Here is a 21,225-nt window from a genome sequence, read left to right as displayed (position 1 = left end):
ATTGGGCGTACGGATCGCAGGCGTCGGACATTACGCGCCCGCTAAAGTCCTAACGAACGCAGATCTCGAGAAAATCCTCGACACGTCGGACGAATGGATTACAACTCGTACCGGCATGAAACGCCGTCACGTTTCGGCCGCGGATGAGGCCACCAGCGATCTTGCGATCAACGCCGCCAAAGAAGCGCTGGCGCGTGCGAACTTAAAACCCAAACAAATTGATTGCTACGTCGTCGCGACGGTAACGCCCGATTTCGCGTTCCCGGCGACGGGTTGCATCGTTGCCTCGAAGCTCGGCTGCTCCGGTAAGCCGGCCTTCGATATCGAAATCGCTTGCAGCGGCTTCATTTACGGTTTAACCGTCGTTTCGAGCTTGATCCGTGCTGGCGTGTACAAGCGCGTCATGTTGATCGGCGCAGAAACCTTGACGAAGCTCGTCAATTACGAAGATCGTTCGACTGCAATTCTTTTTGGTGACGGCGCCGGCGCCGTGATCCTCGAGGAGTCGGCAGTCGATTCGTTTTTATCGGCTGATCTCGGAAGCGACGGCACGACGCCCGAAACGCTGTATCTTCCGGCCGGAGGCTCACGACTGCCGATCACACCGGCGTCGCTCGCGGCGCATCAAGACAAGATTCACATGGCGGGACGCGAGGTGTTCAAATACGCGGTCAACCGCATGGTGGAATCTTCGCTCAATGCGCTCTCTCGCGCCAATCTTTCCCCGGCCGACGTTTCGTATCTGATTCCGCATCAAGCCAATCGCCGCATCATCGATGCGGCTGCGCAACGCCTCTCAATGCCGCCGGAAAAAGTCATCGTGAACATTCACGAATACGGCAACACGAGCGCGGCGTCGATTCCGATGGCGCTGTCCGAAGCCGAGAGCGAAGGCAAGCTCAAGAGCGATGATTTGATCGTCTTCACGGGCTTCGGCGCGGGGCTTTCGTGGGGGGCCGTGGCCTGGCGCTGGGCGGCCTGATGGAGGCACGCAGCCGCGCCGGGGTTATCTTTCCCGGGCAAGGCTCGCAGGTCGTCGGCATGGGCGCCGGCGTCGCTGCAAATTCGCAGGCTGCACGCGATCTTTTCGAGCGCTCGGCAAAAGTCGTCGGATATGATTTGCTTGCGCTGTGCCGCGAGGGTCCGGAAGACCGTTTGCGCGAGACGCGCTTCAGTCAACCCGCGATCTTCGTAACGAATTGCGCGCTCGCCGTCGCAGCAAACCTTTCGCCGGTCGTTTCGGCCGGACATAGTTTTGGTGAATACTGCAGTCTCGTGCTTGCAGGTTCACTCCTATTCGAAGACGCGCTCGAGCTCGTCAATGCGCGCGGTATTGCGATGCAACGCGCGGCAGAGATGGCAGCCGGCGGCATGTCTGCAATCTTAGGTCTCGATTCACAGAAGATCGAAGTCGCGGTGAACCAAGCGCGGGCTGAAGGCGCGGGGCGTGTCTCGCTCGCGAACTTCAACTCGCCAACGCAAATCGTGATTTCGGGAGATCTGGCGGCGGTTCGCCGGGCCGGCGATCTTTGTCTCGAAGCCGGCGCAAAGCGCGTCGTTGCGCTCAACGTCTCGGGTGCGTGGCATAGCGAGCTGATGCAACCGGCGGTTCCGCTCTTCTCGCCCGTCGTCGAGCGCGCGCGTGTAGCGATGCCGAGTTTCCCTGTTATTTCGAATGTCGATGCGCAAGCGTATCGCGACGTCCCTCACATCAAGGAAAACTTGATCAAGTCTTTGACGGCGGAAGTCTTGTGGCACGCGACGGCGATGAAGGTGATTGGTGTTGATGGCGGGATCGATCTCGTCGTCGAGTTCGGCGCCAGCCCCGTGCTCGTCCCAATGCTTAAGCGGCTCGAAGGCGTCCCCGAAACGGACAGCGTTTCCGACAACGCGGGAGTGCTTCGCCTGCAATCGCGTTTGGGCGCGTTGACCTCGCGCTGACATGGAGTTCTCGGGACGCAGCGCGCTCATCACCGGAGCAAGCCGTGGAATCGGACGGGCCATCGCGGTTGAATTTGCGCTGGCGGGCGCCGACCTGGCGCTGTTAGGTCGCGACCAGGCCGCGCTCGAGGAAACGCGCGCCGCCTGCATCGAGGTCCACCCGACCGGCAAAGTCGAGATCCTCGTCGCCGACGTGGCTGAACCGCCCGCCGTGGCGGACGCAGTCGAGCAGACTCTCGAGCACTTCGGGCGCCTGGACTTCGCGATCGCGAACGCCGGCCAATCGATCGATGGGCTCATTCTGCGCCTGCGGCACGGCGACGTCGATCGCTTGATCGACGTAAACCTCAAGTCCGCGGTCTATCTGGCGGAGGCGGCGGCTAAGCCGATGCTGCGCCAGCGGGGCGGGTCGATCGTGTTCCTCTCCAGCGTTGTGGGCATTACCGGAAATGCGGGCCAGTCGATCTACGCGTTGACCAAAGCGGGCCTGCTGGGCCTGGCCAAGTCCTTGGCAAAGGAGTTGGGGTCGCGGGGGGTAAGAGTCAACGCCGTCGCTCCGGGCTACATCGAAACCGCGATGACGACCGCTATGCCCGAGAACGCCAAGGCGCAGTATCTTAACACGATTCCGCTCGGCCGCCCCGGAAGACCTCAGGACGTCAGCGGTGTCGTGCGCTTTCTGTGTTCAGACGCAGCAGCATACATTACCGGTCAGACACTCGTGGTCGACGGCGGCCTCGTAACGTACTAGAGGAAGGAGTTCCATGTCAGCAGCCACCGGCACGTTCGATAAAGTCAAGAAAATTATCGTCGAGCAACTCGGCGTCGAAGAAGGCGAAGTGACGCCGGAAGCGTCGATCACCGACGACTTGGGCGCGGACTCGCTCGATCAAGTCGAGCTGGTCATGGCATTCGAGACCGAGTTCAACATCGACATCCCCGACGAAGAAGCGGAGAAGATCAAAACGGTCGGCGATGCCGTTACCAAGATCGACGCGATGAGTTCGGCGGGTTCGAGCAGCTAGGAACTCCGTGCTCGAAGCGCTCTCGGAACGACTTGGCGCGATATTTCAGCGCCTGCGTTCGCGTGGTCGTCTTACTGAATCCGACGTTGGCGAGGTCATGCGAGAAGTGCGCATCGCACTTCTCGAAGCCGACGTCAATCTTTCCGTAACGAAGGACTTTGTCGCGCGCATTCGCGAGCGCGCCGTTGGAAGCGAAGTCCTCACTTCACTAACGCCGGCACAGTCCGTTGTCAAGATCGTTCATGACGAACTCGTCACCTTGCTCGGCGGCGCGAACGCGCGTTTGCAGTTCGCAGACGCACCCCCGACCGTCATCATGCTCGTCGGCCTACAGGGTTCCGGAAAAACAACGCAAGCCGGTAAGTTGGCGCAACGCCTGAAAGAAGGCGGACGGCGGAGTTTGCTGGTCGCAGCGGACGTTTATCGGCCCGCAGCTATTACGCAGCTGCAGACGCTCGGCAAACAAATCGACATTTCGGTTTATGATGAAGGGGCCGGCGATCCGGTTCGCATTGCAGAGCACGGTGTCGCTGAAGCGCGCCGGCTTGGGATTCCGACCGTCATCGTCGACACCGCGGGCCGGCTTCAGATCGACGACGATCTCATGCGCGAACTCGAACGCATGCGCGCGGCAATTGCGCCGACCGAAATCCTGCTCGTCGCAGATGCGATGACGGGTCAAGAAGCTACGAACGTTGCCAAGGGCTTCAACGAGCGTCTCGGCATTACGGGCGTCATTCTTACGAAGCTCGACGGCGATACGCGCGGTGGTGCGGCGCTCTCGATTCATCACGTCACCGGCGCACCGATCAAATTCGTCGGCGTCGGCGAGAAGCTCGGAGCCCTCGAGCCGTTCCATCCGGAACGCTTGGCATCGCGGATTCTCGGCATGGGCGACGTGTTGACCCTGATCGAGAAGACGCAGGCCGTTTATTCGGAAGAGCAAGCGCGCGAGCTCGCGACCAAGCTGCGCACTCAAGATTTTACGCTCGACGATTTTCTGGGTCAGCTTCGTCAAGTGCGCAAGATGGGATCGATGGGCGAGCTGCTCAAGATGATCCCGGGAATGTCGCGTGCGCTGCCCAAAGACGTGGAAATCGACGAAGGCGAGCTTTCGAAAATCGAAGCGATCATCTGCTCAATGACTGCGCGCGAGCGTGGTAATCCCTCGATCCTGAACGGCTCGCGCCGCAAGCGCATCGCGCAAGGCAGCGGAACGCAAGTTTCTGACGTCAACCGGCTCGTGAAGCAGTTCGACGCCTCTCGTCAGATGATGAAACAATTTACCGGCGGCAAACGCGGCCGGAGATTCCCTATGGAGAGCTATGGTTAAGATCCGTCTACGGCGCATGGGCGCCAAGAAACAGCCAACGTACCGTTTTGTCGTCGCAGATTCGAAGAGTCCGCGCGACGGCCGGTTTATCGAAATTCTCGGTCATTACAATCCGCGAACCGAGCCGAAGACGCTCGTCGTCGATGAGACACGCGCGCGCGAATGGCTTTCCAAGGGGGCACAGCCGTCGGCTCCGGTCAGGCGTTTGTTTGCAGAGAAAGGTCTGTGCGAGCGCGGTCCGATTCCAGACACGAAACGCGCTCCCAAGAATGCGAAAGCGGACTAAACGATGAGCGCTTTCGACGACGAATTCGGGCTATTCGGCGAAGAGGCACCGCGCGAGGACGAAGAGCGCAAGCCGACTCTCGGCGCGCGCCGCATCGCGTCCAGTGAAACGATTATCGACGACGTTGAGCTGGAAGAAGGTGGTCCGCCGCGCCGCCGTGGGGAGCGTGGTGGCGGCGAACGTGGTGGTCCACGCGGAAGGCGCACGCGCCGGCCGGCGGCCGATCCCGCAACCTCAAGCCGCCGCGCCGCCGAGCTGCTGTATTTTCTCGTGCAAAAGCTCGTAAGCAAACCCGGCGTAATCGCGGTACAAACCGTGCCGTCGGATCGCGGGCCTGTACTTGAAGTGGAAGTCGATCAGGAAGACATAGGTAAAGTCGTCGGACGCGCAGGCCGCGTTGCGCAGGCTTTACGCACGCTCGTGCGCGCCAGCGCCGAAGGGAAAGTCGGCGTGGAAATCATCGAAGTCGAAGACCTCGATGACGAAGGAGAAGGAGCAGGCGACACGGTTGCGGCGGACGTGACTGACTCGTAAGAGCGCGGGTCATGTCGCGCTCGGGCGAATCGTCGGAACGTTCGGCGTCCGCGGTGAACTAAAACTCGCGCCGTCGAGCATCGGCGTCGACGCGGTGTGCAAGGGCACGCCTGTGAGGTTGCGTTTCGAAGACGGTCGCGATGAACGCGACGCGAAAATCGCGCAGTCACGTCAACAAAAGCGCCTCATGATCGTGCGCTTCGATGAGATCGAGACCGCAAATGATGCAGAATCCCTGGTCGGTGCCGAGCTCTGGACGTCGCGCGATAACGCCGCGCTCGCCGAGAACGAGTATTTAGACGACGACCTTATCGGCTGCGCGTTGCTCGATGGCGAACGGACGATCGGCGTTGTTCGCGCGGTGCGCCATTATCCCGCACAAGACGTGCTGGAGCTCGAGGGCGGCGCAATGGTACCTCTCGTTCGCGCGTTCGTACGCGAGATCGATGTCGATGCGCGTCTGATTCGCGTCGAACTACCCCCGGGTCTCGTCGAGGGTGAAGCCCTCTAGCTGCTGGGCTTGCTGGTAGGCGGCGCCGGGAACTCCATTTGTTGGATCGTGACTCCCGTTGCCGTTGGTCCCGGAGTCGGCGTCGGACCTGACGCAGCTTCATCCGGCGGGACGGTCGGAGCCGGCGTCGCCTTTGCCTTGCCTTTTCTCTTGAAGAGGCCGCCGAGTTTCTCGAGGTTCGCTCCCGGCGACTCTTTAGGTTCGGCAGTCGCCGACGGTTGTGGATTCTCTTGTAGCGACGCCAGCGCACGTTCAGCGTGCTCGTGAATCATTTGTCCGAGGAGCGCGCCTTGGCCATTCGCATCCGAGTACGTTAGGAATTGTACCGAGTTGCTGGCGACGACGGTGCCGCTCGAGGTGCTGACCACTTGTTCGACAACGCTGACTTCTGCGCCGAGCGGCGTGATGAAACCGGTGATGTAATAGTCGCAGCCGAGCTGGCGCGCCGAGATCAAGAAATCCGTTCGCTGCGTTCCGGGGACAGGCGGCACAACTTTGACGCCGTTGTCCGAGAGCTGCTGAGCGAACATTACCGCGAGGCGTTCGCCGGAGTCTTTTTGCGCATCACCGTTCACGGTCAGCGGATAGACGACGACGAGCGGCGGTGGGAGAAGCGAAGGCGATATCGCGCCAAGCCAGCAGACGCTCGCTGATAGCAGGGCAAGCGCCATAAGTATACGGGGACGCACTATTGCGTATTCGTCCCCAAGAGCGGCGGAGCCCCCTCTTCGAGCCCTACCGCGCTGATTTCGGCACCATATAAGAAGATGTTGCCTAAGAGATAGAACCAGAGCAGTAACGCGAGGACAGTCGAAAGCGCGCCATAGACGTGAAAGAGATTCGTACGCGCGGTGAAAATCGTGAACGCAATCTGAGCGACCTCGTATGCGATGGCCGTAAAGATCGCCCCGGAGATCCCGAAACTCCACGGCAGCTTGCGATTCGGCAAGAACCGATAGAGCGTAGCAGCCACGACGAAGATCAAAAAGATCGATACGCCGAACGCTGTAAGCTGCGCGAGGACCGGCGATGAAAAGCCTCCGGCGTGCGCGAGGTAGGTTACCGCCGGCGGGACAAACGTCGAGAGCAGTAAGAGCAGTCCCATCGCCGGAAGCATGACGATCGCCAATGCAATGTCGTGAACCAGCGGTCGGCCGGCCGGTACGTTCAGCGCACGGTTGAGAGCGAACGCCAAACCTTGAAAGAGATTCTTGCCGGACCATATGAGCGCGACGACGGCGATTGCGCCCGAGATACCGCGCACGGCGATTGCGTTCTTGAGGTTGTCGGCCAAGAGATCGTGCAACGCCGGAGCGACGTCATCGATCGTCGAGAGCACGAGATCCTGACCGTCTTGCGAGCCGAAGATGAAGCCGAAGACCGCGATCGCGAGCAACCCGAGCGGAATCATGGCAAAGACAGCATTGTATGCCAGTGCTTGGGCGAGAAACGCGCATCCATCGCGGGAAAAACGGACGCCGGCTGCACGCAGGATGCCGATCAATCGCCGCACCGGGACGTATTCGTCCCGAAGTGATCGCGTTCATCGTCGTCACGGTCGTCCTCGGCGGTATGTCGTTACCGTCGTCACAACCGGCGTGGGTGAGTCCGGACGGATTCGTCTATGCCCCGATCGATCCCATCGTGCGTAGGATCGCAGAACGCGTGCAAATCGATCCGCGGGACCTTGCCATTACGTTCGAAGGCAACGGGAAACGTGTCGTAGTCAGGACGCCGCTCGATGTAATTGCGGAAGCCGACGGGACGATTTACGTGCGACTGGGAACGGTCGTGCGCGATCTCGGGGGAAGCGCAAGCTTTGACGCTGTACGAAAAGTCGTGACAGTTGAAATGCCGGGTCCCTCGCCGGTGGCGACGGCGACGCCGTTCAATTCGGCGAATCCGAGCGTCGCACCGACGATGGTCTTTACACCCCAGCCGCTGACGACACCGCGAGCGTCGCCGACAGGCATTCCGCAGCCGCGGCGTACGCCGGTTCCCGTTGTGCCTTCATTTCCGTGAATCTGCGTGAAGCCGAGCCGGCGGAGATTCGTGCGGCAATTCGTTCGGGCGAATACGACGGACCGACTGCGGGTCTTGCGCCGCAGTACGTGCAGACGAACCTCGTCGTCATTCCGAGCGATCACGCCGGTGAAATGGCCGATCTCTGTGCCCGCAATCCCGTGCCGTGCGCGTTGATCGAAACGCTGCCGCCGGGAAAGTTCACGCCGCAATGTGCGCCGGATGCGGACATTCGCACGGACCTTTCGCAATACCGCGTTTATCGTAAAGGTTTGCTCCTGGACAAGCGGCACGACATTCTCGATCTCTGGCACGAAGATTTTGTTACGTTCTTGATCGGTTGCTCGTACACGTTTGAGTATGCGCTCGAACAAGCCGGGTTCCCGATGCGACATCACGCTGAAGGAAAGAGCGTTCCGATGTACCGCACCTCGCTGCGATTGATGCCGGCCGGACGTCTGTGGGGTCATATGGTGGTCAGCATGCGTCCGTTCAAGCCGGAAGATGTTGAAACCGTTCGTGAGGTCACGCGTCCGTATCGCGCTGCGCACGGTGAGCCCGTACATTGGGGCGACCCCGAAGCCATCGGCATTCGGCGTCTCGATCATCCCGACGAGGGCGACGCAGTCACACTCGAGCGTGGAGAGATCCCGGTGTTTTGGGGCTGCGGCGTCACGCCGCAGCATGTCGCTATCGAAAGCCGCATTCCGTATGTGATCGTGCACGAGCCCGGACACATGTTCATTACGGACATGCATCACGAGGAGCTGGCGCTACAGACCGGCCGCCGTTAGCTCCTCGATAAACGCCTGCGTGCGGGGGCTCTCGAACCATGCGGTAACGAGATCACGAAGCGACGCGTGTTTGCGTAGCTCCGTGACGTGAGATTGAATGTTTGCCGCCGTCGGGCGATCCGCGGCGAGCTCGCGTTTTAAGGCTTCGATGCGAGCTCGCGCTTCGGGATCGTTGGGAGTGACGGCATTGAGTTTGTCGGCTGGAAAGTCTGTGCGTTCGTCGGGCATGTCTCCTTAGTTCCCAGCCGCCTCCGGAGTTGCCGCTTTTCGGCGCGTCGCGGTGTTGCCGATTCCGCCGAGGATTCCAAGAGCAACAAATATCCAACTGAGCGTCGGTGTCCAGACGGAGCTGAGGCCGAATACGGCATCCAAGCTGTAGGCCCCAAATCCGGTGAAGGCGAGCAAGAACGCGAAGCCGCCGTAGACGAGTGGGAGCTCGTAGCCGTTGTTCTGGCCGAAGAATCCGTTGGGAACGTGCACGGTCAGCGCGGCTGTCGTCATCACGACGATGATAAACATCGGGCCGATGGGGCCGAGGAGTCCGAACGCAACCAGCAGGCCGCCGGCTAGCTCGCTAAAGCCCGCAGCTGCCGCGTACGCGCGTCCGGGGCGAAATCCGATTTGCTCGAAAAAGCTTCCCGTTCCGGCCAAGCCATAGCCGCCGAACATTCCGAAGAGTTTCTGCGCGCCGTGGGCGGCGAATCCGAGCCCGATAAGGCGTACAAGCAATAGTGCGAGGTCCAAAAGAGTTCTCCTTACGAAAGATAAGCTACCAACATTCTAGTAGGTATGGTATACTTACGTCAAGTAGCCTAGCCCATTGGAAATAAGTATGCACCTTCGGACCGAGCCCGTAATTGTTACGCACGACGACTCAACCGACAACGGCGAGATGAGCCCTTTTTGCCCGCGCTTCCAGTACACTCTCGAGCTGATCGGGCGGCGGTGGGTCGGGGCTATCCTTCGGACGCTGATGGCTGCTCCGCGGCGCTTCAATGAGATATTAGCCGCGATTCCCGGCCTCTCGGACCGGCTCCTGACGGAGCGTCTGCGCGAGCTCGAGTCGGAAGGCATCGTTGCGCGCGTCGTGCACGGCGAGCGGCCGGTTCGGGTCTGTTACGAGTTGACGGCTTGCGGGCGCAGCCTCGGGCCGATCATAAGCAACGTAGCCCAGTGGGCCGAAGCTTGGGTTCACTAGCCGCGCGCTAGTACGATTTCGGCATCCCCAAAACGTTGTGTGCGATGAACGCGAGCACGAGATTATTTGCAATCGGCGCGACGAGAAAGAGCCGCGATTCGCGGAACTTTCGTTCGATGCCATACTCTTCGGCGAGTCCGTAGCCGCCGTGCGTATCCATCGCGGCTTGCGCAGCTGCCCACGTGGCTTGTGATGCGAGCAGCTTTGCAGCGTTGGATTCGAATCCAGGTTGTTCGCCGGCGTCGAAGAGCTCAGCCGCTTTCCAGCGCATGAGGCTGGCTGCTTCCAGCTGCGCATACGCCTGGGCCAATGGAAATTGCACGCCCTGATTTTGGCCGATCGGCCGTCCGAAGACGACACGTTCGCTCGCATAGCGTGACGCACGCTCGATGAACCAATAGCCGTCGCCCAAAACTTCCGACGCAAGGAGAATACGCTCGGCGTTCATCCCGCTGAGAATGTAGCGAAAGCCCTTGCCCTCTTCGCCGATCAAGTTCTCCGCGGGCACCTTTAGGTTTTGGATGAAGACCTCGTTCGTTTCGTGATTCTCCATCGTGCGAATCGGTTTGACCGTGATCGCGCTGCCGGCTTCACGGAGATCGACGAGCAGAACGCTGAGACCGTCCGTTTTACGCTCGACCTCCTCGTACGCCGTTGTTCGGACCAGCAGTAGCATCAGATCCGAGTGTTGCACGCGCGAGGTCCAAACTTTTTGACCGTTGACGATGTAATGGTCGCCTTTGCGAACGGCCATCGTCTGAATCCGCGTCGTATCGGACCCTGCATTGGGTTCGGTCACGCCGAAAGCTTGTAGACGCAGCTTCCCACTTGCAATCCCGGGGAGATAACGTTGCTTTTGCTCGGCGTTGCCGTGACGAAGCACGGTGCCCATCGTGTACATCTGCGCGTGCGCGGCAACGGCGGTTCCGTCCGAACGATCGATGGTTTCGAGAACGATTGCGGCTTCCATGATCCCCAAGCCGCCGCCGCCGTACTCCTCGGGGATTAGGATCGAGAGCCAACCACCGTCGGTAAGGGCTTTCACGAATTCCTCGGGATATTTGCGTTCGCGGTCGAGCGCCGTCCAATATTCGTGTCCGAAGCGGCTGCACAGCTGCGCAACGGCGTCGCGTATCGCGATACGCTCGGGCGTCATAATCGTTGTCGTCACGTTGCTTATTTGCGGCCTCCGAGTCGCATCGCCTTGCGAAAGATCATGTCGCGAAAGCGCGCGGGCAGCAGCGGGACGATCGTCCCTCCCAAACGCGCCGAGGCGCCGATGAGATAGTGCGTCCGCGGCTTGCGCGCGAAAAGCGCGTCGACGATTGCGCGCGTAACTCGGCCGGTCGGAATCCCCATACGTTCCTCGCGTTCGGATTGAGCCCGCACGGCTTGCATCGCGAGCACATAGCGCGCGGGCAGCGTATCCCATCGTCCTTCATATTGTTCGCGGCCTTTGCGCCAGATGGGCGTCTTCACGGATCCGGGCTCGATAAGGGCGACTAAGATGCCGTCGGGTGCAAGCTCGAACCGCAGCCCGTCAACCAGCGCGCGTAGAGCGAATTTCGATGCACTGTAGGGTGCAATGTATGGCATTGAAATGCGCCCTGAGACCGAACCGACGAAGATGATGCGGCCGCGGCTCTCGCGCAGCTGCGGTAAGAATGCTTGTGTTACGGCGATTTGTCCCAGAACGTTGACGTCGAATTGCGAACGCAGCTCGGCCTCCGAGACGTGTTCGAGCGGTCCGGCAACGACGATCCCCGCGTTGTTGATCAGACCCACAAGCCGAAAGCCTGCGGCGCGAACGATTTGCGCTGCGGCCGCAATTGATGTGGGCTCGGTGACGTCGAGGCGCACGGGACGAAGATTGGAATGCGCGCGCAGCAGTCGTGCGCCGTCGGCATCATTGCGTACGCCCGCAAAGATGACGTTGCCCATTTGCGCCAGCTCGAGCGCGGCCGCTGCGCCGATCCCCGTCGACGCACCCGTTACGACGATCGCCTGCGTAACGTTCATGTTGCGTTTGCGCCGTCGAGCGTCTCGCGATGAAAATTGTAGAGGTACTCGATGATGTCGATAGTGCGCGGAAATTCCGGGTGAGCGCGCTGCGGCTTGAGACGATACGTCACCCCGTCTAACTCGGCGATGTCAAGCTGAAGAAGACCCTGCAGCGCACGCAGGGTCAACCGATTGGGATCGCTGCGCAACTCGGGCTCGACGAAAAGCACCCTCGGAAGCGTGGCGAGTGCGGCTTCGATTGCATGGTGCGCCTCGGGCGCAGTGAATGTTTGGTCACCACGTTCGTGCAGCCACGCGCCGAGCAACGCACTGGTCGTGACCGGACGGATACGCTTAATCTGCAGATCGAGTGGGACGTCGGGCTCCGCCTTTCCCACGCGATACAGCATCGAAAGCCTGCGGCCGACCAGCGGATCGTAGCTAATTCCTGCGAGCCAGATTTGCGCGAGGGGCGCGAGGCGCGGGAGCGAACCGCGCAAGCGCTGCATCTTTCCGTCGCCGGAATAATCGCCTTCGGGTGCAAGGAAGATTGTCGAGCCGGAGCGCTGCAGATTTTCGAAATGCTGTAAATCTTCCTCGAGTTGCGCGCGCGTAAACTGGAGGATCTCTTTGCGATAGGGTTCCAAGACTTCCATGAGCCTGACGCGCGAACGGCCGGCCGCGAAATGCTCGGCGCGCAGCAAGTCGCCGATGCGCGTCACCGTTCCGGGTAGCCGTGCTCGGGCTTTTTCGGTGAACACGACCTCCGCGTCGAGATCACCGTGCAGACCTTGCAGCACGTACGCGACGCTCACGAAGGGGCGCTCGTTCAGTTCGTTTTCGATCGGTTGTAAGCCGATCGAGGAGAAAAGCCAGCCGAAGTTTAGCATGCGCAGCACGGAACTCAGCCGGGGGATGCGTTCAGCGAAGAAACCCGGCTCCCACATCCGCCGCGACGACACGGTGAAAATCGGCCAGCGCCACGAGAACGTCGCAATCGTAAGATCCGAGATCAGCACGGCGGATTCGACCTCGTGCTGATGGTTTGCGATCAGAAGTGTCGGTCCGCGTTTGCGTGGGAATCGTCCCCAGCCGCGGATGCGGTAGGGAAAGCGATAGTAGATGGAGCCGAAGAGTACCGATCCCCACCGTAACGGCTGGAGTGGGAGTGGTGCTACACGAAGAGCGGACTGCGGATCGGACATCAGCTACGTGTCGAACCACGCTCAGCGCGTGCGTCGCGGTTGATCCGCTCTTGAATTCGCGCATCGCAGAATACGGCGTCGGCTAGCGCCGGAAATGCTCCGACGATAAACGCGGGGATCCGGTAAAACGCCGGAACGATGCGTTTGCGCTTTGGCCGGCGCAACGCTGCAACGATTGCATCCGCAACGATTTCCGGTCCCGGCAGATTGTTGCCATGCGCCGGATTCATCGGACTGCGGACGAAGCCGGGCTGGATCAAGGTGACATCGATTCCGCAGCTGCGCACTTCACGCCGAACGCTATCGGTAAGACCGCGCAAGCCGAACTTCGATCCCGAGTAGATGCCCATGATGCCGGCCTCGCCGGCAAGCGATCCGATGTTGACGATCGATCCACGTCCCTGCGCTTTCATAACCGGCAACACGGCGTGCATGAGCCGCGCCGGTCCGAGCAAATTGACCGCTAGGACTCTTTCGAGATCGTTGTCGCTCGAATCGCAGATCGACGGACTCGAGCCGATTCCCGCAGCGTTGATGAGGATGTCGATGCGTCCGAACTCGACGAGCGTCTTGGCGACGAGCACGTCGATTTGGTCGCGGCGCGTGATATCGGTTGGGACGATGAGAGCGCGCACGCCCTGCTCTTGGGCTTTGTGTGCCAATACGTCCAATGCGGGATCGGGAAGTGCTGCCAAGACGACGTTGACCTTTTGATTGATGAGGGCTCGCACCGTGGCGGAGCCGATTGCGCCGGAGGCGCCAGCTATGATCGCGACGCGTTCCGAGCCACGGGAGTCCATGGCGCGCAGTTATCCGGCGTCGAAGGCGCGGCCCTCCCGAATGGACTTGGGGCGAGCCACGGAGCGGCTATTTGGGGATGAGGTCTTCGATGCCCCAATCACCGTCGCTGCGCGAGCAACGCCGCTGGATGACCGTAGCTGCCGCTGTGACCGTCGTCCTGATCCTAGCGTTCGCTTTTTATCTGCTACGCCTCGTAATTCTGCCGTTCGGCGTTGCCGCGGCGCTGGCGTTTCTCGCGGCTCCGCTCGTACGGCGCCTACAAAAGCAGGCGGGGTGGCCGCACTGGGCAGCCGCGCTCATCGTCTATCTTGGCTACTTCGTCCTTATCGCGCTCGCCGGAACCGGCACGGCGCTCTATTTGATTCCGGAGATCTCGAGTGTCGTGAGTCGGGCGCCGCAGATCACCGAACACTTGCTGACCGTGGCGTTCCGCGGGCCACAGCTGCATGCACTCGGTCAAACATTCTACGCAAGGACCCTTTCGCAGAGCGCCGTCCGCGAATTCGAAACGCTGGTGCGTGACCCGGCGAAGTTGATTTTCGCAGGGATTGAATCAATCTCGGGTCTCGTCGGATTCTTCCTCACCATCGCGCTGCTAGGCTATTTTCTGTTCCAAGGCCCGGAGCTGGCGCGTGGAGTCCTGTGGCTGGTTCCACCAAAGCATCGGCGACGCGCGCGCGTCTTGGCTGCAGAGGTCGAGCCCGTCGTCTACTATTACGTGCGCGGCCTCATCGTGATCGTCGCCTACGCGATGATTGCAACGGGACTCGTGACCGGACTCATCTTGCATTTGCCTCATGCGATATTGCTGGCGATCGCCGTCGGTCTGCTCGAGTCGATTCCTATGGTTGGGCCGGCGCTCGCATTGATTTTGCTCGGCTTCGTCGTGGCAGAACACGCGACGCCGGCGCTCCTGTTCGGGTTCGGCGTGTTCGCAGCTGCGTTGCGGCTGTCGATCGACAACTTGATCGGACCGATCGTCCTGGGCCGCTACGTCATGTTACCGCCGCCGGTCATTATCTTTTCATTTCTTGCCGGCGGCGTCTTATTTGGTTTCGTCGGCGTACTGCTCGCTATTCCGACTGCGGCTGCGATAAGAGTCGTATTGGCCGATCTGTATGGAGATCGGCGCACGCTTAACTTGCTGCGGCAGGGCGAGATGGCGCTTCGTCAAGAAGCGCCGGGGTAGTGGCGGCCACGATCCTCTCGCGCATCGTTGTGATGTTTGCGTCGACGTTTTACTTAACGTGCGTTGCACGAGCCGATGAGGCAAGTCCCAAGCCTCCCGAGATCGTGCAGCGCGTTATCGCTTCCTACGAAGCGAACGTTCACGGCGTGGTTGGAATGCAGCGCCATTTTTCGACGCTGATTGATGCCGGCATCGTGAAACATACGGAACGAAGCGACAGCGCGATCCTCTTCAAGGATGGGGCCTTCGCCCAGCTCCATTATTACGCCGTTATCGAAGACGGCAAGGAGTTTTCCGCCGCACAGCTGAGCGATCGCGACGAACAAGCCTCCGAAGGCTGGTCGTCCGGCAAAGTGTTTTTCAAAGAGCCCTACGACCGCAGGTTTGCGCCGGACTATTCGTTTGCAGTCGTCTCGCCGTGCACTGATTGCGAGAGCGGGACGGTGGCGGTCAAATTCGAGAGCGCAAAACACGACGATCAACATGGCGCAGGGACGATGTGGATCGCGCCGGCTGACGGGCGCGTCGTCAAAATCACGTATTCTCCGTATGTGTTGCCGTCGAAGTATGCGACGGCGGGGACGGTCACTGAGACGACCGGCTCGCCGCTTGCGAATCTCTGGTACGTCGTTCGCATCGATGAATCGTATCAAGGGCGCATAATGCTGCTGCACGGGACAGGAACGTTCACTGCGCTCTTCGACCACTTTGAGCGCTTCGGATCCGTCGCCGAGGGTACGGCCGCGGTCCGCGAAGGGACGATCGGTACGGCCAAAATATAGTGCGCTTTCTTTGCGCAGCCGTCGTCCTCATGATCGTCGCAATGGGCGTCGGACGATTCGCGTACACGCCGCTTTTGCCTCTGATGGAACACGGTGCAGGGCTTTCATATCAGATGGCCGGCTTGATCGCGTCGTCAAACCTTGCCGGCTATTTGGTCGGCGCGATTTTCGCCAGTGGTGCGCGCTTTCGCGCGCGCCGATTGCAAGCCGCATGGTGGGCAATCGCGGTTGTCATCGTGACGACGGCGCTCGTCGCCGTTACGCCACAGGCGGCGTGGACCGTGATTCGATTCATCACCGGCGTTGCGAGCGGCTTTGCGTTCGTTCTCGGCTCGAGCATTCTGCTGGATCGCGCCGCGCGCGAAGGACGACCCGATTGGATCGCAATCTTTTACGGTGGCGTCGGTGCCGGGATTGCGCTGACCGCTATCGCAGTTCCGCCGCTCGGCGCGTGGGGAGGCTGGCGTGCTGGTTGGCTCGGACTCGCCCTTATCTCTTTCGCGATATGTTGCGTGACGATGCCGTGGCTGACGGATTCGGCAAATGCGGAGATTGCCTCGGATGAACAAGAAGGCTCGAATCTCGATCCCCGCTTGTTCGCTTGGCTGTTTGCCGCGTATAGCGCTCAAGGCATGGGCTATGTCATCCCGGCGACGTTCATGGTGGCGATGATTGCGTCGTCCCCGTCTATCGCCGGATTTGCATCTGCGAGTTGGATCGTGGTCGGTCTCGTCGCGATCCCCTCGACGATCATTTGGAATCGGCTCGGTATCGCATTCGGGCGCGACGTCGCACTCGTGCTCGCGCTCCTCGTTATGGCAATCGGCGCGATCGCGCCGGTCGGCGCGCCGAACGCCTTCGGCGTCATTGTTGCGGCGGCGACGCTCGGCGGGACCTTTCTGGGGGTTGTAGCCCTCACGACGGGGCTTGCGCGGGCATTGCAGCCGCACCAGAGCCACATCGCGATCGGACGATTGACGGCCGGGTTCGGCGTCGGTCAAATACTCGGTCCGGCGGTTGCGGGTATCCTAATCGCCGATTCGGGAAGCTACACGACGGCACTCGTCGTAGCATCAAGCGTGCTCTTTTTGTCAGCCTTATTGATGGCGTGCGGTGCTATCTCAGCCCGGACGCGCCTCGCATGAGAACGGTGAGTGAGCTTGCGCGCGCACTCGTTGCGTTGCTCTACGCGCGTCTGCCTGTTGGAGATGAGCCGGAGAAGGTTCTCTCGCGAGTCGATCGGGCGGTCCGTGATTTAGAAAAAGCCGACCGAGACTATCAGAAGACGATCGAGCGCACCCTGCCGCGAACGCAAGCGCGCGAGATGCTGGCTACTATGGAGAAATTCCGGCGCGACGTCGTCGCGATTCGCAATCAAGCCCGCAACTCGGCGCCGTACGGTGACTTCGATCCGCTCGACACGTTCGTTCCGTCCTTTGGCGGTTCGCACGCGGAGGCGACGCGCGCAGCCAACGTCGGCGATCGTGCACGTCAAATGGTCGACGACGCACGCGCCCACGTGAACTCGCACGTCGTCGAGAAGATCGGTCCAAGCGAGCTGCAGCGTCTATTGGATGCCAAACGAAAACGGGGCGTCGACTTCGAGCGTATCATCGCCAAGGCGGTGCCGCGCGACGTCGGTGAGCCGATGATCGCGCAGCTCGCACAGGTCGCGGACGGCTGGTTCTAGGCTACGTCGGCTTCTTAGGACGCAGCGGCTCGTACGTAGCTTTGGATTCGTCCTGGACGTTGCTTGGGCGTTCGCCTTTTTCCAATTTCGCAAGCAGCTCGTCAAAAAGCTTCGCACCGAGCGGGACGAGCGTTTCGTAATAAAGCGTCGATGGCTTGGTTTCGGCGGGAATCGGGACCGAGCCCTGAATCGCGAGCGGGCCCGTGTCGATGCCTTCGTCAACCCAAAACCAGGTAGAGCCCGTCTCTTTGTCGCCCATCTTGAGAGTCCAGTACACGGCGTCGCCGCCACGGTGACGCGGCAGCAAGCTCGGGTGGAAACAGAGAACGCCGAGTCCGGCCTCTGCAATCTCGGGCGCTTTGAGGATGCGCGTAACGTTCGAGAGGACGATCAGGTCGTAGGGGCGCTCGTCAACGACCTGATGCCCGCGCTTCGCGCAGATCTCGAGTGTCGCATCGTAGATCGGGCCCGTGCCGAAGACTTTAATTCGCATTGGCCGGGTTGTACGCAGTCTGCATCACATTACCTGGCGACCGACGTCGCATTTTCAGATGCGTGGTACCAGGCAGTTATGACGTATTTTTTGCCGGTTTGGACCGGATCGGCGCGATGGAGATATTCCGGCGGGAAGACGATCACGGTGCCGGTGAGCGGAGAAACGCTGACGTTCAGCTCGCTGAAGGTCGTCTCGCCGCCCGCGAAACGATCGTTGAGATAGCAGACAACGGAAAGCACGCGGCGTAGTGCGCCGGGCGTCGGGCCATCGCGATGGTCGACATACTTTCCGCCCGGGGCGTAGCGCACGAGTTGTACTTCTTGCAAGGTCGATCCGGGTGCGAGCGTGTCGGCAAGCGGGCGCGTGATCTGCTCTAGCCGCTCACGGTAAGTCGCGCTTAGCGCATGGACTTCCTCAAAAAGTATCTCGGCGTTTCGAATGTCCCGATCGATCTCGAGCGAGGCGTTGATGACCGCCGGGAACCATTTAGGTGAGAGCATCGCCTGAGAAACGATCATCGCCGCCTCGGCCGGCGTGAACACGCGCAGCGCATAGATCCGCGGACCGATTTCGACGGAATCGGCGTTTGGAGATGCAGGTAGGCTTGCCGCAAGCTCGGTTTTGGTCATTGGCGCGGGGGAATGGTATCATGCTCGTACGTACGGGCGCGCATGTTTCACCATCGGAGGTAGTTCAATGAAGAAGACGGACAAGCTCGACCGCCCCGAATTTCTCCGCAAGGTTGCGGGCGTCCCCATGGCTGCGGCTATGATAAGCCTCATCGCGGAGCCCGCGGAAGCCGCCGACAACAAGAAGCAGTTCCACTATCAGGACACGCCGGGTCCCGGCGGCAAGAAGTGCGCCGGCTGCCGCTTTTTTAGAAAGCCGAAGGGATGCAGCATCGTAACGGGCACGATCAGTCCGGACGGCTGGTGCATCGCCTGGGCCAAGAGGTAGCGTTACGAACGCAATCCTAGGCCAGACCGTTTCCGGTCCACGGGCGTGGACGCGCGATACGGTACGCGCCGAAGATTATCTGGTCCGGTTACCGCGCAGACGATGTACGACGTTCGCCGTCGGCTCGACGGGCCGCCGATGTTCGCGGTGGTCGATCGTCTCCCGGCCGAAGCGGCGACGGGGGAAGAGCTTGCGCAACTCTATTGGCTGCTTGCAAACCTTGTCGCGCGCCCGGTCGCGCAAAAGCTCGACGGTTCGATGTTTTATCCTGTACTCGACAGTCGCGTTGACGTGCATTTCCAAATCGGTCTCCGGTGGTAAGAGCCGAGTCATCAGCGTCGAGAGCGTCCATAACGCGTTGCTGCAGCGGCAGCCTCAACACCTCGAGCGTTTATATCGCCTGTTTTGGTATGACCGCCACCGCGAACACGAAGACGACGAGATTCCGTATTTTTCGGCACCGGTCTTCGAATACGACGGCGAGCAATTGCACGCGCGCCTAGCGCTGAATGAAATTTACGGCGGATACCAACTGCGCGGAGAAGCGATGGACACCCAAACGGCGAGTGCGCTCGAGACCGTGCAAGACGTGTTCAATACGCCGGAGCTGCGCGTTGAGCTCGAATTCGAGCCGGGTCAGATCCAGTTCGTGAACAATCGCAGGACCGGGCACGCTCGCACCGAGTTCATCGATGGAGCGCGGCCGGATCAAAAACGTCACCTCGAGCGCTTATGGCTGCGCGACACCGGAGCGCGATCCTACCGCGGGTAGCATGGACGCTTTACTCGCCTGCCTGCTGGGTATAGGCAGCTTGATGAAAGACGAAGACAGCGTAGCCGAACAAATGAACCGCGGGCTATTCCTCGCTCCAAATTTAATCGACGGAAACTCAGACAGCCCGCTGCTCGAGCAGGCGAAAAGAAACGTCGAAGCTACTGCAGAGCGCGCCGCCGCCGGCGAAGCCGACGAAGTGAAGAACCCCGGGATAAAGAAGCGGCGATTGTTCGGTACCGGCTCAAGGGGTCGCGAGAAGACGTAGGCGCTTGCCGCGCCGGTCGCCGCAGAGTTTCCCGTTCCGGACGACCATTTCGCCGGCTTGCATCACCCACGCGATTCCCTTCGGCACTCGAACAGGATCGCGATAATCCAGATCGTCCGCGATAGTTGCCCCATCGAACGCAACGAGATCGGCCGTCTTCTCTGTGGCGACCAAACCAACGTCACCAATGCGGAAGATTTCCGCGGGAAGTGCCGTCATTTTATAAACGGCTTGTCGTAGCGTGAGCACATTGCGCTCGCGTACGTAGCGCGATAGAACGCGCGGAAATGTGCCGAATAGGCGCGGATGCGGCTTGCCCCCCGCACCTGGAGCGAGCCCATCGGAGCCAATGGCAGTGCGATCGTCTCGCATGACTCGCTCGACGTCCTCCTCGTCCATAAGAAAGATGATCATCGTCGGTGTCAGGCGTTCGCTAACGAGTACGTGAATGAGCGCATCGAATGCTGTCTTGCCCAGCGAGGCAGCAATTTCCGCGAGCGTCATGCCCTCGAATGCGCCGCTGGCCGTGGACGCGATCAGGACGTTATCGTATCCGGCGTCCAGCAATCGGTTATCAAACGCGTCGCCGACGTCCGAAAGCTGTGTCTGTAATCGAGCGAGACTCGCCGGATCGGTAAGACGCGCGAGCGTTGCGTCGCGTCCGCCGGCATGGTATTCAGGAGGGATTAGCGTCGAGAGATACGTGCTTGCCGCGATATACGGGTAGACGTCTTGATAGACGTCGACGCCACGCTTGCGCGCCGCATGGATGAGTTCGAGCGAAGTTGCGGTCTTGCCCCAGTTACTCTTCCCCGTTGCTTTATGATGCGAGATCATCACGCGCCTCGAAGATTCTTCGCCGATTCTCAGCGCTTCCGACACTGCATCGAGAAGTGTTGATCCTTCGCCGCGGATATGCGAGGCATAAATGGCCGCTTCCGGCATCCGGTTTGCGAGCTTGACCAGTTCGTCAGTCTCTGAATACGTACCGGGAGGATAGATCAACCCGGACGACATGCCGAAGGCGCCGGCTGTGAGCGCTTCCTCGAGCAAGTCTTCCATATGCGTTTGCTCCTGAGCCGTCGGCGTCCGATCGTCCATTCCCATCGCAGCGACGCGTAACGTCCCGTGGCCGACTAGCGGCACGTAGTTGGTAACGTATCCACGCTTGTCGGTTTCTTCGAGGAACTCAGCAAACGTCGAGCCGGCGAATTCGTGCCGCCACATCGATAGGCGCCCAAGATGCTCGGATCGATACCGCGGATTAACCGGAGCGAGACTAAAACCGCAGTTGCCGACGACTTCTGTTGTCACGCCTTGAAATAGCTTTGAGGTATCAGACTCCGGAAGGAACGGTACGTTGTCGGCGTGCGAGTGCGCGTCGATGAAGCCGGGAGCGACCGTGAGACCGTACCGTCGA

Annotated in this window: 29 protein-coding genes and 1 pseudogene; 19 read left to right on the top strand and 11 right to left on the bottom strand. The window is 60.5% G+C overall.

All coding sequences use genetic code 11. The features are described 5' to 3' along the window. The first annotated feature begins 1 nt into the window (after position 1). Genes VGG22_04765 through rimM form a run of 8 tightly spaced genes read left to right on the top strand, consistent with a single transcriptional unit; the run spans position 2 to position 5,630 of the window. Positions 2 to 982, top strand: a complete 981-nt coding sequence (locus VGG22_04765; protein ID HEY1727668.1) for a beta-ketoacyl-ACP synthase III — start codon at positions 2 to 4, stop codon at positions 980 to 982. Then, entirely contained in the window at positions 982 to 1,941 is a 960-nt protein-coding gene (locus tag VGG22_04760) for an ACP S-malonyltransferase (GenBank protein HEY1727667.1), read from the top strand. The genes VGG22_04765 and VGG22_04760 overlap by 1 nt, the downstream gene beginning before the upstream one ends. 1 nt (position 1,942) lies before the next feature. After that, positions 1,943 to 2,692 (top strand): glucose 1-dehydrogenase, encoded by a 750-nt coding sequence (locus tag VGG22_04755; protein ID HEY1727666.1) that lies wholly within the window; start codon positions 1,943 to 1,945, stop codon positions 2,690 to 2,692. A gap of 13 nt (positions 2,693 to 2,705) precedes the next feature. Beyond that, on the top strand, positions 2,706 to 2,966 hold the full coding sequence (locus tag VGG22_04750) for an acyl carrier protein (GenBank protein HEY1727665.1): 261 nt from the start codon (positions 2,706 to 2,708) through the stop codon (positions 2,964 to 2,966). Between the two features lie 7 nt (positions 2,967 to 2,973). Then, positions 2,974 to 4,299: a signal recognition particle protein gene (gene ffh / locus VGG22_04745; protein ID HEY1727664.1), complete on the top strand. Its 1,326-nt coding sequence runs from the start codon at positions 2,974 to 2,976 to the stop codon at positions 4,297 to 4,299. Next, positions 4,292 to 4,585, top strand: coding sequence for a 30S ribosomal protein S16 (gene rpsP / locus VGG22_04740; GenBank protein HEY1727663.1), 294 nt, complete (start codon positions 4,292 to 4,294; stop codon positions 4,583 to 4,585). The genes ffh and rpsP overlap by 8 nt, the downstream gene beginning before the upstream one ends. A 3-nt stretch (positions 4,586 to 4,588) precedes the next feature. Continuing rightward, a complete protein-coding gene (locus VGG22_04735) occupies positions 4,589 to 5,119 on the top strand; it encodes a KH domain-containing protein (protein ID HEY1727662.1) in 531 nt (176 codons plus the stop codon). Next, positions 5,109 to 5,630 carry a ribosome maturation factor RimM gene (gene rimM, locus VGG22_04730; GenBank protein HEY1727661.1) on the top strand — a complete coding sequence of 174 codons (522 nt, stop codon included), beginning with the start codon at positions 5,109 to 5,111 and terminating at the stop codon, positions 5,628 to 5,630. The genes VGG22_04735 and rimM overlap by 11 nt, the downstream gene beginning before the upstream one ends. On the opposite strand, the gene VGG22_04725 is transcribed toward rimM, so the two are convergent. Continuing rightward, positions 5,627 to 6,319 (bottom strand): hypothetical protein, encoded by a 693-nt coding sequence (locus VGG22_04725; GenBank protein ID HEY1727660.1) that lies wholly within the window; start codon positions 6,317 to 6,319, stop codon positions 5,627 to 5,629. The genes rimM and VGG22_04725 overlap by 4 nt on opposite strands. Beyond that, complete coding sequence (locus VGG22_04720) at positions 6,319 to 7,143, bottom strand: YihY/virulence factor BrkB family protein (protein ID HEY1727659.1); 825 nt, start codon at positions 7,141 to 7,143, stop codon at positions 6,319 to 6,321. The genes VGG22_04725 and VGG22_04720 overlap by 1 nt, the downstream gene beginning before the upstream one ends. Positions 7,144 to 7,163: 20 nt before the next feature. Here VGG22_04720 and VGG22_04715 point away from each other — a divergent pair, with 20 nt between their 5' ends. Together VGG22_04715 and VGG22_04710 are read left to right on the top strand one after the other, a co-directional pair. Further along, positions 7,164 to 7,652, top strand: a complete 489-nt coding sequence (locus VGG22_04715; protein HEY1727658.1) for a hypothetical protein — start codon at positions 7,164 to 7,166, stop codon at positions 7,650 to 7,652. Beyond that, positions 7,649 to 8,446 carry a putative hydro-lyase gene (locus VGG22_04710; protein HEY1727657.1) on the top strand — a complete coding sequence of 266 codons (798 nt, stop codon included), beginning with the start codon at positions 7,649 to 7,651 and terminating at the stop codon, positions 8,444 to 8,446. Before VGG22_04715 ends, VGG22_04710 begins: the two co-directional genes overlap by 4 nt. Here VGG22_04710 and VGG22_04705 read toward each other — a convergent pair. Further along, positions 8,426 to 8,674 carry a hypothetical protein gene (locus tag VGG22_04705; protein ID HEY1727656.1) on the bottom strand — a complete coding sequence of 83 codons (249 nt, stop codon included), beginning with the start codon at positions 8,672 to 8,674 and terminating at the stop codon, positions 8,426 to 8,428. The two genes, VGG22_04710 and VGG22_04705, sit on opposite strands and share 21 nt — an antisense overlap. Positions 8,675 to 8,680: 6 nt before the next feature. Next, positions 8,681 to 9,175 (bottom strand): DoxX family protein, encoded by a 495-nt coding sequence (locus tag VGG22_04700; protein ID HEY1727655.1) that lies wholly within the window; start codon positions 9,173 to 9,175, stop codon positions 8,681 to 8,683. Between the two features lie 103 nt (positions 9,176 to 9,278). Between VGG22_04700 and VGG22_04695 the strand changes: the two genes are divergently transcribed. Then, complete coding sequence (locus VGG22_04695) at positions 9,279 to 9,644, top strand: helix-turn-helix domain-containing protein (protein HEY1727654.1); 366 nt, start codon at positions 9,279 to 9,281, stop codon at positions 9,642 to 9,644. A gap of 7 nt (positions 9,645 to 9,651) precedes the next feature. On the opposite strand, the gene VGG22_04690 is transcribed toward VGG22_04695, so the two are convergent. The 4 genes from VGG22_04690 to VGG22_04675 are packed head-to-tail and all read right to left on the bottom strand — an operon-like array spanning position 9,652 to position 13,650. Beyond that, on the bottom strand, positions 9,652 to 10,815 hold the full coding sequence (locus VGG22_04690) for an acyl-CoA dehydrogenase family protein (protein ID HEY1727653.1): 1,164 nt from the start codon (positions 10,813 to 10,815) through the stop codon (positions 9,652 to 9,654). A 5-nt stretch (positions 10,816 to 10,820) separates the two neighbouring features. Then, positions 10,821 to 11,663, bottom strand: coding sequence for an SDR family NAD(P)-dependent oxidoreductase (locus VGG22_04685; GenBank protein HEY1727652.1), 843 nt, complete (start codon positions 11,661 to 11,663; stop codon positions 10,821 to 10,823). After that, entirely contained in the window at positions 11,660 to 12,850 is a 1,191-nt protein-coding gene (locus VGG22_04680; GenBank protein ID HEY1727651.1) for a hypothetical protein, read from the bottom strand. The genes VGG22_04685 and VGG22_04680 overlap by 4 nt, the downstream gene beginning before the upstream one ends. After that, on the bottom strand, positions 12,850 to 13,650 hold the full coding sequence (locus tag VGG22_04675; GenBank protein HEY1727650.1) for an SDR family NAD(P)-dependent oxidoreductase: 801 nt from the start codon (positions 13,648 to 13,650) through the stop codon (positions 12,850 to 12,852). The genes VGG22_04680 and VGG22_04675 overlap by 1 nt, the downstream gene beginning before the upstream one ends. An 89-nt stretch (positions 13,651 to 13,739) precedes the next feature. Between VGG22_04675 and VGG22_04670 the strand changes: the two genes are divergently transcribed. The 4 genes from VGG22_04670 to VGG22_04655 are packed head-to-tail and all read left to right on the top strand — an operon-like array spanning position 13,740 to position 17,312. Then, positions 13,740 to 14,840, top strand: a complete 1,101-nt coding sequence (locus tag VGG22_04670; GenBank protein HEY1727649.1) for an AI-2E family transporter — start codon at positions 13,740 to 13,742, stop codon at positions 14,838 to 14,840. Further along, positions 14,840 to 15,622, top strand: a complete 783-nt coding sequence (locus VGG22_04665) for a hypothetical protein (GenBank protein HEY1727648.1) — start codon at positions 14,840 to 14,842, stop codon at positions 15,620 to 15,622. The genes VGG22_04670 and VGG22_04665 overlap by 1 nt, the downstream gene beginning before the upstream one ends. Continuing rightward, positions 15,622 to 16,767, top strand: a complete 1,146-nt coding sequence (locus VGG22_04660) for a YbfB/YjiJ family MFS transporter (GenBank protein HEY1727647.1) — start codon at positions 15,622 to 15,624, stop codon at positions 16,765 to 16,767. Before VGG22_04665 ends, VGG22_04660 begins: the two co-directional genes overlap by 1 nt. Then, positions 16,764 to 17,312 (top strand): hypothetical protein, encoded by a 549-nt coding sequence (locus VGG22_04655; protein HEY1727646.1) that lies wholly within the window; start codon positions 16,764 to 16,766, stop codon positions 17,310 to 17,312. The genes VGG22_04660 and VGG22_04655 overlap by 4 nt, the downstream gene beginning before the upstream one ends. A 1-nt stretch (position 17,313) precedes the next feature. Here the strand turns inward: VGG22_04655 and VGG22_04650 are convergent, their stop codons facing one another. Together VGG22_04650 and VGG22_04645 are read right to left on the bottom strand one after the other, a co-directional pair. Continuing rightward, the gene (locus VGG22_04650) at positions 17,314 to 17,805 is read right to left on the bottom strand and encodes a formyltransferase family protein (protein ID HEY1727645.1); all 492 of its coding nucleotides are present in this window, start codon (positions 17,803 to 17,805) and stop codon (positions 17,314 to 17,316) included. Between the two features lie 29 nt (positions 17,806 to 17,834). Then, positions 17,835 to 18,437: a 2OG-Fe(II) oxygenase gene (locus VGG22_04645; protein ID HEY1727644.1), complete on the bottom strand. Its 603-nt coding sequence runs from the start codon at positions 18,435 to 18,437 to the stop codon at positions 17,835 to 17,837. Between the two features lie 67 nt (positions 18,438 to 18,504). Here VGG22_04645 and VGG22_04640 point away from each other — a divergent pair, with 67 nt between their 5' ends. The 4 genes from VGG22_04640 (at position 18,505) to VGG22_04625 (ending at position 19,805) form a co-directional block, all read left to right on the top strand. Continuing rightward, positions 18,505 to 18,765, top strand: a complete 261-nt coding sequence (locus VGG22_04640; GenBank protein HEY1727643.1) for a high-potential iron-sulfur protein — start codon at positions 18,505 to 18,507, stop codon at positions 18,763 to 18,765. Between the two features lie 102 nt (positions 18,766 to 18,867). Then, entirely contained in the window at positions 18,868 to 19,086 is a 219-nt protein-coding gene (locus tag VGG22_04635) for a hypothetical protein (GenBank protein HEY1727642.1), read from the top strand. Beyond that, entirely contained in the window at positions 18,986 to 19,537 is a 552-nt protein-coding gene (locus VGG22_04630) for a TauD/TfdA family dioxygenase (protein ID HEY1727641.1), read from the top strand. The genes VGG22_04635 and VGG22_04630 overlap by 101 nt, the downstream gene beginning before the upstream one ends. A 1-nt stretch (position 19,538) precedes the next feature. Further along, positions 19,539 to 19,805, top strand: a complete 267-nt coding sequence (locus VGG22_04625; GenBank protein ID HEY1727640.1) for a hypothetical protein — start codon at positions 19,539 to 19,541, stop codon at positions 19,803 to 19,805. On the opposite strand, the pseudogene VGG22_04620 reads toward VGG22_04625, so the two are convergent. Next, a pseudogene (locus VGG22_04620) lies at positions 19,782 to 21,203 on the bottom strand (amidohydrolase family protein). The gene VGG22_04625 and the pseudogene VGG22_04620 overlap by 24 nt on opposite strands. Positions 21,204 to 21,225: the final 22 nt, after the last annotated feature.

It is taken from the genome of Candidatus Baltobacteraceae bacterium, from assembly GCA_036489885.1.
Lineage (GTDB): Bacteria > Vulcanimicrobiota > Vulcanimicrobiia > Vulcanimicrobiales > Vulcanimicrobiaceae > JAFAMS01.
Note: the sequence above shows the minus strand (reverse complement) of the source record. Positions and strands in the feature narration are given on the sequence as shown.